This is a genomic window from Pseudomonas sp. QC2 (genome assembly GCF_002859085.1).
GTDB lineage: Bacteria > Pseudomonadota > Gammaproteobacteria > Pseudomonadales > Pseudomonadaceae > Aquipseudomonas > Aquipseudomonas petroselini.
On sequence record NZ_PKKS01000008.1, the window covers coordinates 321,025 to 337,564 of the forward strand.

Consider the following 16,540-nt stretch of genomic DNA (forward strand, 5'->3'; position numbering starts at 1 on the left):
CTGTGTCTAAATCCGCCGGTCGAGGTCACCCTTCACCCGCCTCCTCTTTAGCTGCTTATGTGTTTCAGGGCCCGGCTCAAGTTGCCATTCGAACACGTACCAATGACCAGCCACGCTACGTCAATACCCGGTTGAATGTGTGGACATGGTACGACGGTGGGGTCGCACTGAAAATTGATTGGGCCGAGCTTGACTTAACTCCAGAGTTTAATGAAATAGCCAAAGGCTTTATGGCATACGCGCTGGAGAAGTATGCTCCCCAGACAGCGTTTATGTTTGTAAGGTCTCTTGCCTATTTATCAGGCACCAACCTCGCCCGTCACTTTCCTTGGGATCATCAAAATTTAATCGCCCAATTAGATGGATTCAAACGTTCTAGACATAATCTTATCGGGTTCCGCAGGCTCTATCGCTGGGGAGTTGATAGAGGGATTAAAGGTTTTGATTCAAGCACCTATCTTAAAATCAAGGATGTAAAATTAGATCGTGTAGATCCATATTCGCGAATTTTTCTCTCGCAAACGGGTTTAGATCTTGAGGAAGAAGTTCGGCTGCTCAAGCGTATTGAACGAAATATTTCATCGGGATCTTGGGAGGAAGTCCAGCTCAATGTAATGCTTCATTTGGGCTTTGAACTTGCACCACGTTCGATACAATTTCACTCCCTTGATATTTCAGACTTTGAGTTTATTGAAAGCACTAATAAAGATAAATATTACACCCTATGGCTACCTATGGCTACCTATGGCTACCTATGGCCAAAAAGGTCGGCCAACGCAGGCCTGAGCGACGGCCGCGCAAAGTAACGACCAGACTGGGGGATAAGATCTCACAGCATATCTCGGAAATTCAACGCCGCTTTGGTAGCAACTGTGAACCCTTATTTGTAAATTTTAACGGAACACGGCTGTCTGTAACTGAAATCATAACAGGACTTAAACATGAACTGAGTGAGGCTGGGATAGACAAGCCTAACCAGGTGACCAGGTTGCTCCGACATCATCTCGGTCAAGGTCTGGCGGACCAGGGAACTCCGGCAGACATGATTGCCGAACTTCTTGGCCACAACACCACGGTTGCAGCGCGTGCTTACGTCACGGCAACCCCTAACATTGCCCGGATCAAAGAAAAAGCACTCGGCAAGAGTCCCGCCTATCAGCGCATTATGCGCAGTCTCTTGACCGGGGAAGTCGTGAAACGACGCGATACCGCTGCCGAAAGAGCGATCCGTGGAGTGATCGACACACAGTTCATCGGGGACATTGGTGCATGTGCTCTCCCAGTTCATTCACACTGTCCCTACAATCCCGTCTATGCCTGCTACACCTGCAAGAAGTTTCACCCCTTTGCTGACGGCCGTCATGAGCAGGTCAAAGAAGCTCTGCAACGAGAAGCCCAACGGTTCATTGACATGGCGCAACAAGCCGGCGACCTCGTTCACAACCGGCCTCTCGCGCAGCATCAAACAACCATCCTGGCGGTAAGTGCTACCATCGAGCGCTGCCGGCAGCACACGGAAGGTGCCGCAGATGACGCCATCTAGGGCAAGGCCGAATCTCGAAGACTTCATTAAACAGGAACAAGTGGTTTTTCGATCATTACCGATTCCAACTCCATGGGAGTCAACGCTTTGGTCGGTCGAGCATTGGCTGCCACAGCGTCTGAAGCAACAGACCATAACCTTTGAAACACACCGACAATCGCTTGAGAAGAATGGCTATTCTGTTCCTCCTAAAGCTGCCCTCCCCTTGGATTACCAAGACTTTTGTAAGGCATTAATCGTATATCTGCAGCGTACCCGGAGCCTAAAGTTTTCGATGGTCGCGGCCTACAATATTGCCGCCCGGCGGCTTTACAATCCATTGTTTGAGCGAGGCGTATCCGATCCCACACAGTTGACGCGGGGTGATTTTGACCGCGTCGTAGGATTTCTTCGCGAAAGTGGCTACAAGAACCTTTACGACGCAATCTCTCATCTTCAGGTAATAGCGGATACGATTGATAAACTGCAATTAACTGAGACCGCCATCCACTTTGTGCATGATGCAAAACCAGAGAAACGCCGTCACGAGTACATTTCACTCCACGATCCTGATCGTGCGGTAAAACAGCGTAAATCTGATGATAGATTGCCTTCTCGTGAGGCGATGGAAGCATATGCCCTATGTTCGAACAACCCGCTCAGTGATGGCGAAGAAATTTTGCTACGGGTGATCGATTTATTGATTGCGACTGGGCAACGAGGTAATGAAGTAGCAGTAATCCCCTATGATTGTTGGGTCGAAAGGCCGATCAAAGGGACGACAGGAGAGGTAGTTGTAGATGCCAATGGCGAGCCTCTGGTCGAATGTGGAATTAGGTACTTTGCGGAAAAGGAGTTTCAATCCCGTGTTCATTGGTTGGCAGAAAGCGACGTTCCTTTAGCCAGGCGAGCGGTAGAGCGATTAAAGACGCTAACCAAAGAGCAGCGAGAGATTGCCGCCTGGCAAGAACTCCACCCAGGACGTATTTGGAGCTACCCTCCTCAGTCGGTAGTCTCCGATGCATTGGTCTTGGACTGGCTAGGTTTCAGCGAAACAAAGAGTGCAAACAGAAATCTATACCTTTTCCTCACGCGCAACGGCGTCCATCCGTTCGACGATGAGCCAGATGAGAAACGAGGAAGGTCGTTAAAGCGACGCTACGTTGCGGGTGAGATTGAAAGACTGATCGTGCCGAAGCTCCGTGGACACGCGGTACTAACAGAAAATGTTGGAGGAGAGCTCCGTATCCTACTCAGAACCAGCGAAACTCTTGCCATCGCTTTCGACGGGCAATTTCGTTTCGGTGGACGTGAGGCAAATGTGTTTCGTGCGGTCCCGCGTCGGGTCACCATCGTGGATATCAATCACGCGTTAGGTGACGATGAAAAATATGCGTCTATTTTTTCGCGTCGTTTATTAACCGAATCCGATGGCACTCCGATTAGGTTAACAAGCCACCAACCCCGACACTGGCGAAACACTATTTACCATCTGACCGGCATGAGTGATGTTCAGCAAGCACTGGCCTTAGGGCGAAAACGCCTCGACCAGAATGTCTACTATCAACACACGAGCATTGAGGAAAACACTGCTGCGCATCACGAGTTCTTGGCGTTCAATAGCCATCGCGAGCGCATCGATTTTCTGCATACAGGCATAAGAGATAAACGCATTCAGGGCGCGTTGACCGACAGTTACCATGCGTTGCTGTCAGATAAAGGCACGACAACTGCAGAAGCATTCCTCACCGTACACGCCACGGCGCTGCACGTGACACCCTTTGGAGGCTGCATTCACGACTTCTCCCAAGCTCCCTGCCCTAAGCATCTTCAGTGCTGGAATGGCTGCTCGCATCTCCATCTGATGGGCACTCCATCGGAGCGGGCCTACCTTGAGAAACAAGCCGAGAATCTGACGATGGCAATCACCATCATGCGCGATGCCGGCGCTGGAGAGGCAGGCAGCGATGTATGGCTGGCGGACCAGGAAGACAAGCTCAACAATTTAAATTCCGTCCTCGCACGCGATACCAATGTAGGTGTGCAACGCGTGTTTCCCAACGGGCATCCAATGACGGTTGCGGACTCGGACAAACGGCACAGTTCAGTTTCGGATGATTAGAGGCGACCATGGCGCAACGACAGATCTTGAGGGGCGGCACCTTGGACGAGGCTATCGACGCCCTCCTCGCTCAAATGATTAGCTTAGGACTGGAGCTCGCGCCTATTTCACGCCCCGAAGTGCAGCGTCGATTGGGCCTGACGAGCCGCGCTACCCTAGTAGGTGATCGTGGGAGGCGAATTGAGTCCGCCCGTATTGCACAACTCAAGCAGAGTGGGAGAGATCCAGACGGTGCCCGCCGCCGAAGAAGCCTCGAAGAACGAATTGCTCATCTGCAGGCAGAGAATGCTGACTTGATAAAGCAGCGAGACCAGCTCTATGAAGCACTGTCGGCAATTGCGCAAAACTGTCTGCTGAAAGGATTGGATGTCGAAAACATACTGACTCCATTGCGAGGGCGGTAAGTGGCAGAAAGGCTGCCAACGCCGCTGACTGACGCCGCGGACAGGCAAGATTTCCTAACCGCTAGCGCATCAAAGATGCCGTTAATCGTTCAAGCGTGTTGGGCTCACGCTCACCGAGTTGCCTGTGTGGCCGAAAAAATGATGCGAGGACTTTGCAAATCGGATCTGCAGGACCCCAAGGCTTCAGTGTAGATATGCCCTCCCTCCAAGCTATACACATAGGCCGCCTCCTCACTGATGTCATCCACCGTCTCGCACACCTCTAACAGCCTCTCCATCTTCCACCCCTCACTTCCGTTCAGATAAGCCGGGGAAACCAACTGCACATCCAACAGCCAGATGTTTGCTCCTTGTTCATTAAGTAACTGCTCAAGCACTGAAATGCTGGGAATCAGAACCATGCTATTCAACGTTTCAGTGCCTTGCTGTCGACCTACTTTGACGTAAAACCAGGGGCAATGAGTGGTCTGCTCAACGTACTGCCAGTACTGGATGATGTCCTCACCCAGGTACGCGCCGAGGAAAATCTCTGCTGGTTTGTGAGTGATGAACATAGCGCCATCCCAAAAGTGAACACTATAGATTGTAGCCCTATAGAGCTCGCGAAGGCTTCATCGTTCCTTTTGCGAGGTCGGCACTATGGAACTGAAACAGGCATTTGGCGCGGCCCTGAAAAAGCTGAGATCGGAGAGGAAGCTTTCCCAGGAAGATTTCTCCGACGTCAGTAGTCGTACCTATCTCAGCACCCTAGAGCGCGGTCTGAAGAGCCCTACGATCGAGAAGGTAGACGAGCTGGCAACTGTAATGGACGTTCATCCGCTGACCATACTCGTAGGCTGTTATCTGCTTCAGGACAATCAGACTTCGTTAGACGAACTGTTTTCCCGAGTTCGAACGGAACTGCCAAGCGAGATAAAGTGAACATCTGACGGATTATGTTCCACAAGCAAAGGGGATCAACGGAAGACTGCGGGTTGTAAGGCGTGTGCTAGCATCCAATGATCCGAAGATCGAGGTCCGCAACGATGAAACACCCAGTTCAGCCGGAAAATAGCCTCTCTAAAATTTTGGAGGGTAAGCAGAAACGTCGTGATGCGTTAATGCTTTCTATCAGCCTTGCGTCGCCGTCCGAGCTAGAAGCATCTGCTCAGCGTTTGAAAGAGGTGATGAAAAAACCTGCTGGAGCGCGCCGTCAACGCATTCTGCCTCCGGAATTTGCCCGATAAGCAAAAGTATGGCTTCTCTCTTGAAATACTGCTGCGGCTTGAAGTGTCCCTCCACCGGCGTGATGCACCAGACTGCAATCTGCTGTCTACTTTATGGGAGGATAGGAGGCTTCTTATTGGCATGCGGTTGACTGCACTTTTTCCAACCCCTCGCCAATCGCACCGGCGTTCACGCTAGGCAACCCTAACGATGGCATTCTGAATTTTGATGATGGGTAGCTATCGGCCAATAGCGGTCGGTTACCTATCGTAACCCACCTCGAAAACTGCTTGACACAAACCACGCTCTCACCGTCGCAGACCTAAAGAAGTTCCGCTATCACCGGCAGATCGCTAGAATCCGTTCCTATACAGCACACTCGCATTCAGGAGCTCATGGATGATTCTTCCCTCACGCGCCGAAATTATTGGCCACGCTAAAAATGGCACCTTGCTAAATGCAATCTTCGACGATCTATGGGAATCCCGATTTCAGCACTGCGACGCTCTGGCCGAGCAGCTTGCGCAAGCGCAGAACGATGGGGACATCAATCTACTTAGTCTGCTTGCTTCTGGTGCCATAGATGCCTTTCATGGCTATAAGGCTGACTTAGGAAGAAGAATCTATTTCCTGGTGCTCAGAAAGCTCGATATCTCAGCTCCTGCACTTATTACCGCTCTAGAAGGGCTATCAGGCCAAAAAGGCACGGAGACGTATGAGGTTACTGATACGTTAAGCGCATGGTGCGGAGCATCTGGAACGCGCCCAAAAGAGCTTCTCACCCTCATCGATACTAAGCAGGTCGATGGATGCAAACTCTACAGTCTTTCGATAGCAATTAGATCGGGACTTAAAGTCGATATGTCGTATTTCGCTGAACGCGCCTATACGTTCATCGCGGATGGCACAGAGACGCAGAAAGTACAAGTGATCCAGGCTTTATCCGAGCCACCCTTTAGCCAGGATGCGGATTGGCAAAGAGGATTGAACGCTTTCAGTGCTTCAGTGGAGCAGGAGACGGCTGATGAAATCCGAAGCGCGCAAACAAGAACCCTTCTGACTTGGTTCAAAACTGCTCCTCCCATACTTACTCATGAGCTTCATCGACTTATCTCCAAAGCTGCGCTCCCTACCACGCCTGCAGTCGCACGCGACATTGCATATGCCTTGGCATTTAACTTCAAAGACTTTAACTCTACGGTGGCCGGCGCGCTGCATTCGCTCCTCCGACTTGTCCGTCCTGAACCGGATACTCTCAACCTCATCGACTACGGTTTGGCGCATTTTATTGAAGCGGGAGAAGTCACACGTGTTCGGGATCATATTGCGGAGTTGATTCTGCACCCAGATTCAAAAATCTCATTCGAAAATTTCGACTCTGTCATCTCAAAGCTTCATGAAGGGCCAGCTGAGTGCTTGGAGGATTGGGTTGTCTCGTGGCTCCGAACAGCACCCTATAAACTCTGTCAAGAGCTAAGCGACGGTCTATTCGCAACTAAAGAAGAGTACAAATTCCAATCGGACTTCGCGCGGTTCGATCTATCAGGTATGGAGTATGGATTCATTGCACGCAGGGCGATTGCCGTTTTTTTCATAAAACCAGCGATAGCAGCGGCGCTTATTATCTCATTAGGCCGTTGTGCTTCTCAGACCCAGTCTAATGTTCTAAGTGATCTCTTGTTTGACCCACTCCTCGTAAACTATACCAGCGCCGATAAACACCTTCGGACGGTCGCTGATGATGCTCAAGACAAAGCAGCCCAGATGGTGAAAAAAGCCCTTCTTGATTTGAAAGGATACTGCGACTCGCTAGGTGAGATTGGTTTCATTCCCGAGCTTCAGCCGTCTGAGCGTGAGCGACAACTGGAGTGGCAGCGTCATTCAGATTCGATGAATGACAGCATGCGGGAATCGAAAAAAAGTTCGCCTTTTGCAGGTATCTTTGCCGAAAGAGTTCTGTTGTACGGAAATGGAATGGTTACTTGGATCAAAGACAATCCTGTTGAGGGAAACGATGATCGGAGCGCCAGCCCTGGAAGGAGGATGGAGCAAACGCTTGCCAACTTCAGCCATCAATACGAGATACCGCGAGAAGAAGTGCTCGATCCGACAGGCCTTCGTATGAAACTGCTCAACTTCAAGCTAGAAGGTCGTCCGGAATGAAGCTTGTTTTCAGAGAGTACCTTGCCTCTCTTCGCGAGCGTCGCGAGCTAGACGTCGTCCTGCCTGATTTACTTAGCGAATTGGGCTACACAGTCATTTCTCCCCCTTCTGTTGGGACACGTCAATTCGGCGTGGACGTAGCGGCCATTGGTTTGGACGATGACGGTGAAGAAAAAATATTTCTTTTCTCCATCAAACAAGGAGATTTGCTGCGAGCGGACTGGGATGGCACCCCGCAAGCACTGCGAAGCTCAATAAACGACATCATCGATTTTTACATTCGCGTGCGGATTGCCGAGCAGCACAGGCAACTAAAAATTGTAATTTGCTTATGTTTTGGTGGGGACGTTCATGAGGCTGTCCGAGACAACCTGACACAGTTTACAAAGTCACTCACCAACGATCAGATTTCGTTCCAGGAGTGGAACGGCGATTACCTGGCAGGGCAATTGAGCAAAGGTGTGCTCCGCCAACAGTTGGTCGACAAAAAGCTACGAGGCAGTTTCCAAAAATCCGTCGCGATGTTGGATGAACCAGATATCGCGTATAAACACTTCTCCCATTTGCTCAACGGATTACTCTCTACGGATAACTTGACGCCCCAGTCTCGTCTGACCAGCCTCCGTCAAGCATACATTTGCCTTTGGGTTCTATTTGTGTGGGCCCGTGACGCCGGAAATCTCGAAGCGCCGTACCGGTCTAGCGAACTTGCTATTCTCAAAGCGTGGGATCACATTAAAGGCGACATAGAAACCGGCAAAAAGCTATCTGAAGACATAGGAGCCACTTTTGCCGAACTGGTAAATCTTCATTTTCAAATTTGGGACGAGCTACTAGGTAAAAAGATACTGCCGTACGTACATCTTCGCCACGGAATCTCATCCTCAGTAAAATCTTCGACACCTGTGGATGTAAACCTCAAGCTCTTCGAAATACTTGGTAGGATTGCCCAGCGCGGCTTATGGATACTCTGGCATCAAAGTTGGGGCGATACAGTTCCTGCCCCCTACCTTGACAGCCGCCAAGAGGCGGAAGTACTAGCTTCCCAAGTGCGCAACCTGATTGACAATAATCGTTGCCTGCTTAGCCCCATTTCGGACGAGCACTCTATCGATATCGCAATAACGGTAATTTTTTTATCGATGATGAAGAAATGGCAACCTTTAGCCCAAAATTATTGCGATCATTTATTGGAAAGTTATCTTTTGTCCTATAGCACTCATGGGAAGTATCCGACCACATACGGAAGCTATAAAAACTTGATTAGCCACCCTCAGGAGCAAACCGAAGAGTATAGAAAAAACCAAACAAAGGGCAGCACCCTACTACCGTTAATATCCGCATGGGCGTCATCACAAGGTGAAACAGTTAATTCCCGAGAGTTTTCCCATTTCGCGAAGGAAAAACTCAAACATTGCAACATGCAATTCTGGATACCTGGGGCAGATAGCGAGGCGCAAATTTATAATGGACTTGCAGGCCACGGCATGGTTTTGACTGACGTGCCTATCACATCGGATGGCAATGCCATCGTGGATATGCTGGAGTCTGAAGCCGCATGTAACAAACATTTCAATAATTTATCCGCCATCAAGCTCGGTCATTGGCCGATTCTTGTGATGGCTTGTCGGCACCACCGACTACCTATCCCTCCTCATTTATGGCTACCGTTGCTGAAAAATGTGAGGGATTGCTCTTTGCCAATCGAGTCTACTGTAGAGGTCGATGCTCACACGACTGTGATGACAAAACCAAGATAGAGGCAATCGTCTCCCATCTTGCTTTCACCCAGGAAGTTCGGCTACTGTCGTTGGTGTGCCAGTGCGGCGCATGAAACCCGGGAGGGACGCACAGCAACACTGTAGGCGCTGTCGTTTATGAGCTAACCCCTCATCCAGCGCCAAATTTCAGAACCGAAAGGTGCCTATGAAAAGCACCAAGGGAAACTCTATGGCGATCACCTTGATTCGCAGTCTTACCTCGTCTGTCATACGCAATGTTTCGACGTTAAAACGCGATGCCAAGCGTCTTCAGAAGCACTCTGCCCTCGTCTTTGGAACCGAGTTCCCACTCAAGGTTTGTCAGCATGCCGTGGCCGTTTCGCGAGGATTTCGTTCGTTGGCGGAGGTCGAAAAACTTGGCCAGCGACTCGGTATGGATAAACAGGCCCCTTTCTGGAAAATTTTGGGTCGCAACGATACACACCAAAGCGTGCTCAACGCACTCTACAGGTTGAATCTGGAATACACCGAGAACGGTCCCGTCGTTTTCACCGGCGAGCAACATCACTCGATACTCCCTGCACTGGTTCTGTTTCTTGAGCAAATGAGTTTGATGAACTTACCTGGCCTCATACTCGTGGAAACAGAAGCGTCCACTGTCCAGGACACATTGATATTCGACGCTGTTCAGCAACTCGGGATGGAAGAACTACTCGAAGGATTCCGTTCGCTAGACCTGCGTGAGAGTAATCTTCCCGTAGCGCTGAGCACCTCGGCGAGGTGCTGGGTCGATGCAATCAACAATGTGCTGCCTCCTGAACTTGACACAGCACTGCAGCGAATTGGCTGGGGAAATAGATTGGAAGTAGCTGCCCATGAGAACGCCAAATCACGCTCGCAGGTACATGATTCCGGCAATTTCCCTGTCATTCCGTTTTATTCGGTGAACGAGGCGGCATACCGCATTGCCCCACAATTTTCATGGCCTGCCTGGGCAGGCGATGATGCTTCCAAGCAAGCGCCTACCAGCCCAGAAGAGTCTTCCAAAATAGCGAAAGACACCGTTTTTGATTTGATTCGGGCGTTGAAGGAACGAAACTTCTCCCTCGGTGTGGCGAGTGAACATGAGAGTCGGTGGCGCCCCTACATCGTTTTTTTCTCCAGAAACGATCAGGTGAGTGAAGTCCTTGCAGGCGTAGTTCATTCATACTTCTCGTGGAGGCCGTCGCGAGACCAATGTCCTCCCATCCTGTACGTCTCCGACAGTTCAATACCGTATGCCCCGCGCATGCTGAGGTACGGCGGGAATACCGCTGTAGTCAACGGCGTTGACAAGATTCCCGAAGTAGACGACTTCGGCGCGTTCTATGGTTACAAACAAGCACTGAAGGTGGTAGGTACAGAGACTGGACTTCAGTTCATGGGCACACGGGCCTATATGGACTGGAATCAGGATCTAGGCGTCGGCTAGCCAGCCGGCGCGCTGTTTGCGCCTCGGGGAATGTCTAGAAAACCCGGGGCGATTCACTGGTCGATGTACTTCCACTGGCGGTCGGTGAAGCTTGCCCGTCCGGTCAACCCCCCCTCCCAACCACGCTGAAGGCCATGGTGTCCACCTGATTTACGCGGACACCATCGGCCTTAATGCTGGAGTTCGGAAGGTAACTTGGCCGGACGCTTACAGTTTACGTAAGGCGAGCGCACCGCAAAACCTGGGATCTGAGTTTTGTTATCAGCTCTAGCCGGGGAAAGGCTGCTCTTTGTAGCCTTCGCCGAAAAGCAGTTTCAGCTCACGATTTTTCAGATCCCATGCTTCCTTTAAAGAGAGAGCTGGAGCATCGACGATTCTCATCAGGCCTTGCTGAAGGGAAACGTACAGAGGGTTTGCAGCTCGCGGATTGATAACAAGAGCACCTGGGCGCAACAGGCCTTCAACGAGCCGGTCCTCAATCTCTGCCTTCTCGCGCAGAAGCATCATGAAACCGTAATCCTCCCTCAGGGTCACCTGTAGCACCGCAGAAATTACTGACGCGCGGTGAGCGATTTCGGCAGCCTCCGGTTGAACGGGGGTTCCGAATAGACTCACAGGTACTGGGCCACGAGGACTAGCATCTCTTGCAGGTTCCGGACGGTTGTCCACGATCTCCCTGAACGTGCTCTTCCTAACATAGTTACCACCCTCGCTGTCCGATTCCCAAATAGAGTGACCGAAGCCATAAACAGCGTGCTCAGCAAGCGACTGGCCACCTACCCCCGCGTCAGCGTTGTGACTCACTCCGTAGAAGAATACATCAGGACATAGGAGGGCATCGTTCACCACGATAACAAGCACATCCTGAGAGCCGACCACCCCATCCCTAAGGTACCCTTCGTATTTGCCGAGTTTCTCCGCAATCGCCGCAGTCATTCTGAGCAGTGTCCTTTGCCGCAACTCAGTCGCGGCGTTAGGGCAAGGATTCAGGGGATCATGAGACGTGAAAAGCTCATTAATTTTTACGTCGTCGCCGGTCGACGGAGTTATTAGCTCAAGACAGATTTGCTTTCCATCCTGCTGTATCAGGAAATCCGGCCCCCAGCTATTAGGCGAAGGCTTAGGGTCATAGCCCGCATGCTTCAGACGCTCAAATAGCAGTATTTCGCCCAGGCGCTGGGCAGACTTATTGGCGCTGGCAGAACACAGTTCTGTAAGAAACTGAGAGTCCGCGCACCCACTGGCATCAAAGCTCGCATAGGCATCCAACAGGTTCTCATGAGCTTTTTCAACGAACTCGGCTGGGAAACCTTGCCCGTAGCGCCGATCCAGTGTCGCCTTCCAGCGTTTGAATACCTCTTCGATGTTCATCACCACTTTCCCCCTCTCTTTGAAAACTACCACGCAGCCAAGAACCCACACGAAGCCCGGAGCGATTCAGGTCTGAATGCCAGACCGTCCTCTGTGCAAGTGGATAACCTCCGCTGTGGCAGCAAGGTAGTCGGCGAGCTTGCCAACTGTCATTTGCATCGGAGACACGCTCCAGCGTTGATAACGCTGTTCGTCATTCTTCTGAGGCCTTGTCGAATCGGCTTTTCAGTTTGGTCAATTCACGCCCCTTCCCAAACGCGTCTGAGATTATCTGCATGTCCTCTTCGCTCAGTGTGGATGCGTCGACCGATGCCAACGCTGCATGGGTACCGAGGCTATAGGACAAACGAGCCATGTTTGTCTTGATCTTGATCGAGGAGCAACGCGGCAGCGTTTCCAATAAGGTATGGGCGGTAGCGAGTTTGCTCTCTTGGTTGGTCAGGCGGCCGCAGAAAGACTCCAGATTGTCGTTAACTGAGCTGGCAGTTTCCGGTGCAGTTCCCAATGCCAATATCCGGATACCAAGCTCAATGAGCTCTTGAGGCGACGACATTGGATCAAGTGATGTGATCTGGCGCCAGAGTCGGCGTCGTCCATCGTCGGTGGCTTCGACGGTAAGGAGGGTCTGCGCCAGTACTTGATAAGCCGTCTTGTCCAAGCAATTTGACCACAGCGACAGCACCTGGTCGGGCGCCTCCACAGTGCCGGAATGCCCTAGCGCAAGCACCTCTAATGTCGATGCGACACTTTGCGGCAAATCCAGCACCGATACCGCCTTTTTCCACGCTGCTGCCAACCACGCCACCTCTTGCTCCGAATCCCAACTGATGGGCGTTGGTAGCAGGACAATCTGACTTGGCGAAAGAGGCCTGGCGGCGGTGGTGAAGAAATGCTCCGCCTCGGCTGGATGGGTTTGCCATACCTGGCAGGCGAATTCTATGAGCTCGGCTTCACGGTCGGCGGGTACCCGTTTGGCTGTGATCATGGAGTCAAGTGAGGCCAGCAAACCGCGCTTCGCTTCTTTGAGGTTACGCCTGCCGGTGCTGATCGCCTCCGTGAAAATCGTGTCGGGCACGTAGCCCGGATGTACCTGCTCGACCGATGGCCATGTCCGTGCGAAATACTGATGGAGCTGATTATTCTGAGCGGGGTAGCTGCCAGCGGAAGAAAACGTATCTCGCAAACAGGCTGCGATCGTCGCCGGCGACCCATTGAGGTAGATCTTTGAAAGGCCGACCATAACGCTGTCGAGATCATCGGCTGATCGTGATACGAATGACGGCAGCCGGCTCAGCGCGCTATCAAGATGTGCTTGCAGGTTCCCAGTAGTCCAGGATTGACTCGGAATTTCCTCGGAGGCCATCGTGTAAATCTCGCCAAAGCCTTCAGGCATCGGAGCGGTAAACCCGGAGTCGAAATAAGTAGTGATCTGAACTTGAACCGCGTCCGGCAATTTGTCGAAGCCCTTCATCAGGGAGCGACAGCATTCTATCGGCAGTTCGTCAGCCAAACGCTCAACCCAGTTCGTGCTGACCTGGGCGGCAAGCTCAGGGGCACGCTGGATGATTAGCTCGAAAAGCGCTACCGCATCGACTTGATAGTCTTCTCCAGTTGATAGGTTGTTGCACAGTAAAACAAGATTCGATTGTGCGTCCGTTGTCAGCTCACCAAAACGAGCTGAAGCCATAGCCATTGTCCATTGGAACCCTCGACGGTAATCGATCTCAGGTTTTGGATGAGCCACAAGGTTTTTCGCCACCGCGATCACGCATCCCGAAAGCGTTTGTGCGTCAGCCCTTTGATGTGCTGCCTCTAGCACAGTCAGTGCGCAAGCCTGCAGCTCAATTCGCGGTAGAGCCAAATATCTCAGCACGAGTGGCCACAAAATGGATCTGCTCTCTTCACCTTGGGACACCAACTCGGCAAACAGACGACCCACTCGCCCTGCCACCACTGGCAACTTCATCACTTCGCCACGGTTTGCATCCAATTCGTCGGCAACAAGTGTCACGTAGTCCGTACCCAACATCGATAGCAGCATAGCTTCATGATCATCAAGCCACCGCTCCAGCTCTTGGAACTCGAACTGGTAGGAGCCGCCACTGAGATTGACATCTCTGACCTTGAGCCAATCGATCAGCTTGCGTTCCTGAGCAGCGGGCAGTCCGTGCTCTGCGCGGACGCTGAGAACGATGTCACAGGCCTTACTAACCATCACCCGGGCTTCGTCCAGGCTCGGAGTCTGCATGGTTTCAAGGCGAAATTCGATGGTCTGGCTGGTCGAGAGTAGATCGTCAATCAACTCTGCGGCGATTTGGCGTTGTTCCTGAGTATTGGCACTTGATACGACGTTGCCAATTCTGTCCAGACCAATCATTGACCGGAGATCGAGTGACGCCGTGAGCTCGTTGCACAGTTTGCCCAGCATCAGACGCACTGTCCGCGGTGGTAGGCGATCAAGGAGGTTGGCGATTACCCGCATTGCATTATGACGGCGGGCAGTCGTCTCCAGGTGCAGATCACTGACCAGTTCGTGGAGCAGGTGAGCGTGGTCATCGCTTAGGGCGGCATTATCAGCGCGCGTGGACAGTTGCTCAACCACACCACGAGTATCGCCAGACATCAGCAGGTTGTAGAGAACGCTGGTACCAGCACCAAATTTTCGACTTATTGGATCTTCAGACAGCAGAAGCAGACTCTGAAGAGAGTCCGGCCAACGAATACCAACAAGGCTGGACAGGAATTGACGAAGCTCCCTACAGTCATCGCGAATGGTCGTTGTCTTGCTGTCCTTGTCCAAGGTTACATAACGCTTACCCAGTAACGCTTGGGCCTCAACTGGTTGATCCAGGAGCGAACCTTCATTCACCAGCAACAGGGTCAGTCGACCGAGCAGCAAGGGGTCATCCTGAAGATCGCGATAGAAGTCCGGGAAGCTCACCCGTGCTGCACTGAGTGCACCCAAGGAGATGGGGTGGGCAGTCACCGATCCCTCGTGCAGACCGCCTGGCCGCTCCCCTGCACTGCCCTCATATTCACGACGTTTCGCCAACCACCAGGACTGTGCAAAAGCGTTGACGATTTGCAAAGCGTTCCGAGGATCCGCGACATTCACGTGGATCATCCGATCAATAACTTGCTCCGGGCTGGTGCCCGAAGTCTTCAGGTCGCTGACAATCTCAGTAAATGACAGCAGATTCTTCAGCGCGAATTGCCTCATGTCGCCCCGGGGTACTGGCGGGATTTCAAGTCGAAACTGGAAGATGCGGTCAAGGTACCGACGGGCGTCCATATGCGTGAAAACGGTACCGGGCTGCTCAGGATTTTTGCCGCGGCCCCGCGCCAGCGCATCGGCAACTTTTGCTTCATCACACGAGATCACAAACACCAGGCCCAATCCATGCGGAAGCTTTTCCGAAGGGATCTCCATGAACGCCCGAACGGCGTCGAGGCCGAGCACCATTTCTTCTGCAGAGAGCCGATCCAGATCATCGACAAAGATCACCAGGCGCTCGCAAGGGTCTGCTTTCCCAAATATCCCCGAGGGCTCCTTGAACGCTTTCAACTGTTCGAGCAGCATCTCTTCGTACTGTTCTGCGCTGGCACTGGGAAGAGAAACCTTGGTGATCGAGCGGAAGCTGTCAACCTTGGATGGCTTCAGGTTCTTAAGCAAATAGCTGTAGGCTCCACTGATTGCCAAGATGAAGGCCGATCGAACATAGGGGTCGCTCCAAGGGAGAACCACCAGCCCAACCCACAGCAAACCGAAAAGCAGTACCATGGCCACCAGGAAGGCAGGTAACGGCATCGACCACGCGCGCCACAGTTGACGAGCGTACTCTGGAAATCCCTTCCACTGATGCTCGACCTGCGTGACGTTGCGGAAAAGCTTGTCATGAAGCGCCTGTTCATCTCCCCCAAGCTCGATGAAAACATGGCGCAGAAGCGCGCGTTTAATGTCCTGATCTTTCCCGCCGAACCGCCAGGCATTAAAGGTGATGCTCTTGATGCGAGATCTGCGCGAGGGTTTACCAGAGCCGTCGGATGCGCCGTCGGCGAGGCCTTGGGTGTAGAGCTCTTTGATAGAGCTTTTCCCGGTACCCCATCCGCCGAGCAAACCAATACTGAACGGAGGCTTATAGTGTTCGGCCTCAATTAGGCTTTGGAGTGCCTGGGAAAAATGCCTGTGACCAAATGCATCATGAGCTTCGTTTTCGATTTGTCGATCTAGCACTGCCGGCATCGGCTTGTAGGATTCAGGCATGCGTTGCGTCCTTCAACGTATTACTGGCGGGCTGCCACTATCAGCCAAGACTACTGGAAGGATGGAGAGCAGTACAACTTTGCCCTCAGTGCACAATTGGGCATGTACTCGTGCTGAGCATCAAAGCTATATCGCAAAGACCGTCATCGCCTGGCCCTTAGTAGCCTCAAATCAACATGCGTTGATATGCCTGATGGCTCCGTGGAGAGAATACCCGCCCTTGGTCGTCTTCGTGAACCGTTTCGCAATGTTGCTGCTATGCGGGCTGCGCACTGGCGTGATCAACCGGCGTAAGT

At 52.1% G+C, this 16,540-nt stretch carries 11 protein-coding genes; 8 read left to right on the forward strand and 3 right to left on the reverse strand.

Annotated features, from left to right (window positions below):
• Positions 1-2 precede the first annotated feature (2 nt).
• From QCBJ_RS30325 to QCBJ_RS08215, 3 genes are read left to right on the forward strand one after another with little or no spacing between them, the layout of a single operon-like run.
• Positions 3-806, forward strand: coding sequence for a hypothetical protein (locus tag QCBJ_RS30325; RefSeq protein WP_256581467.1), 804 nt, complete (start codon positions 3-5; stop codon positions 804-806).
• The gene (locus QCBJ_RS30650) at positions 755-1,543 is read left to right on the forward strand and encodes a tyrosine-type recombinase/integrase (RefSeq protein ID WP_371916656.1); all 789 of its coding nucleotides are present in this window, start codon (positions 755-757) and stop codon (positions 1,541-1,543) included. Before QCBJ_RS30325 ends, QCBJ_RS30650 begins: the two co-directional genes overlap by 52 nt.
• Complete coding sequence (locus tag QCBJ_RS08215) at positions 1,530-3,644, forward strand: hypothetical protein (RefSeq protein ID WP_102060503.1); 2,115 nt, start codon at positions 1,530-1,532, stop codon at positions 3,642-3,644. Before QCBJ_RS30650 ends, QCBJ_RS08215 begins: the two co-directional genes overlap by 14 nt.
• 514 nt (positions 3,645-4,158) lie before the next feature.
• Here the strand turns inward: QCBJ_RS08215 and QCBJ_RS08225 are convergent.
• A complete protein-coding gene (locus QCBJ_RS08225; protein WP_102060505.1) occupies positions 4,159-4,602 on the reverse strand; it encodes a hypothetical protein in 444 nt (147 codons plus the stop codon).
• Between the two features lie 85 nt (positions 4,603-4,687).
• Here QCBJ_RS08225 and QCBJ_RS08230 point away from each other — a divergent pair, with 85 nt between their 5' ends.
• The 5 genes from QCBJ_RS08230 to QCBJ_RS08245 all read left to right on the forward strand — a co-directional run bounded on the left by QCBJ_RS08230 (position 4,688) and on the right by QCBJ_RS08245 (position 10,609).
• On the forward strand, positions 4,688-4,969 hold the full coding sequence (locus QCBJ_RS08230; protein WP_096138972.1) for a helix-turn-helix domain-containing protein: 282 nt from the start codon (positions 4,688-4,690) through the stop codon (positions 4,967-4,969).
• Between the two features lie 104 nt (positions 4,970-5,073).
• Complete coding sequence (locus QCBJ_RS30025; RefSeq protein WP_143483301.1) at positions 5,074-5,274, forward strand: hypothetical protein; 201 nt, start codon at positions 5,074-5,076, stop codon at positions 5,272-5,274.
• Positions 5,275-5,653: 379 nt separating this feature from the next.
• Positions 5,654-7,417, forward strand: a complete 1,764-nt coding sequence (locus tag QCBJ_RS08235; RefSeq protein ID WP_102060506.1) for a hypothetical protein — start codon at positions 5,654-5,656, stop codon at positions 7,415-7,417.
• Complete coding sequence (locus tag QCBJ_RS08240; RefSeq protein ID WP_256581469.1) at positions 7,414-9,177, forward strand: chemotaxis protein; 1,764 nt, start codon at positions 7,414-7,416, stop codon at positions 9,175-9,177. Before QCBJ_RS08235 ends, QCBJ_RS08240 begins: the two co-directional genes overlap by 4 nt.
• Before the next feature lie 190 nt (positions 9,178-9,367).
• The gene (locus QCBJ_RS08245; protein WP_102060507.1) at positions 9,368-10,609 is read left to right on the forward strand and encodes a hypothetical protein; all 1,242 of its coding nucleotides are present in this window, start codon (positions 9,368-9,370) and stop codon (positions 10,607-10,609) included.
• A gap of 267 nt (positions 10,610-10,876) precedes the next feature.
• Here QCBJ_RS08245 and QCBJ_RS08250 read toward each other — a convergent pair whose 3' ends face one another.
• Positions 10,877-11,980: a hypothetical protein gene (locus QCBJ_RS08250; RefSeq protein WP_102060581.1), complete on the reverse strand. Its 1,104-nt coding sequence runs from the start codon at positions 11,978-11,980 to the stop codon at positions 10,877-10,879.
• Positions 11,981-12,173: 193 nt separating this feature from the next.
• A complete protein-coding gene (locus QCBJ_RS08255; RefSeq protein WP_102060508.1) occupies positions 12,174-16,244 on the reverse strand; it encodes a P-loop NTPase fold protein in 4,071 nt (1,356 codons plus the stop codon).
• Between the last annotated feature and the right edge of the window lie 296 nt (positions 16,245-16,540).

Coding starts and splice junctions, on each gene's coding strand:
- QCBJ_RS30650 (WP_371916656.1), top strand. CDS start 755: ATGGCCAAAAAGGTCGGCCAACGCAGGCCTGAGCGACGGCCGCGCAAA.
- QCBJ_RS08215 (WP_102060503.1), top strand. CDS start 1,530: ATGACGCCATCTAGGGCAAGGCCGAATCTCGAAGACTTCATTAAACAG.
- QCBJ_RS08225 (WP_102060505.1), bottom strand. CDS start 4,602: ATGTTCATCACTCACAAACCAGCAGAGATTTTCCTCGGCGCGTACCTG.
- QCBJ_RS08230 (WP_096138972.1), top strand. CDS start 4,688: ATGGAACTGAAACAGGCATTTGGCGCGGCCCTGAAAAAGCTGAGATCG.
- QCBJ_RS30025 (WP_143483301.1), top strand. CDS start 5,074: ATGAAACACCCAGTTCAGCCGGAAAATAGCCTCTCTAAAATTTTGGAG.
- QCBJ_RS08235 (WP_102060506.1), top strand. CDS start 5,654: ATGATTCTTCCCTCACGCGCCGAAATTATTGGCCACGCTAAAAATGGC.
- QCBJ_RS08240 (WP_256581469.1), top strand. CDS start 7,414: ATGAAGCTTGTTTTCAGAGAGTACCTTGCCTCTCTTCGCGAGCGTCGC.
- QCBJ_RS08245 (WP_102060507.1), top strand. CDS start 9,368: ATGGCGATCACCTTGATTCGCAGTCTTACCTCGTCTGTCATACGCAAT.
- QCBJ_RS08250 (WP_102060581.1), bottom strand. CDS start 11,980: ATGAACATCGAAGAGGTATTCAAACGCTGGAAGGCGACACTGGATCGG.
- QCBJ_RS08255 (WP_102060508.1), bottom strand. CDS start 16,244: ATGCCTGAATCCTACAAGCCGATGCCGGCAGTGCTAGATCGACAAATC.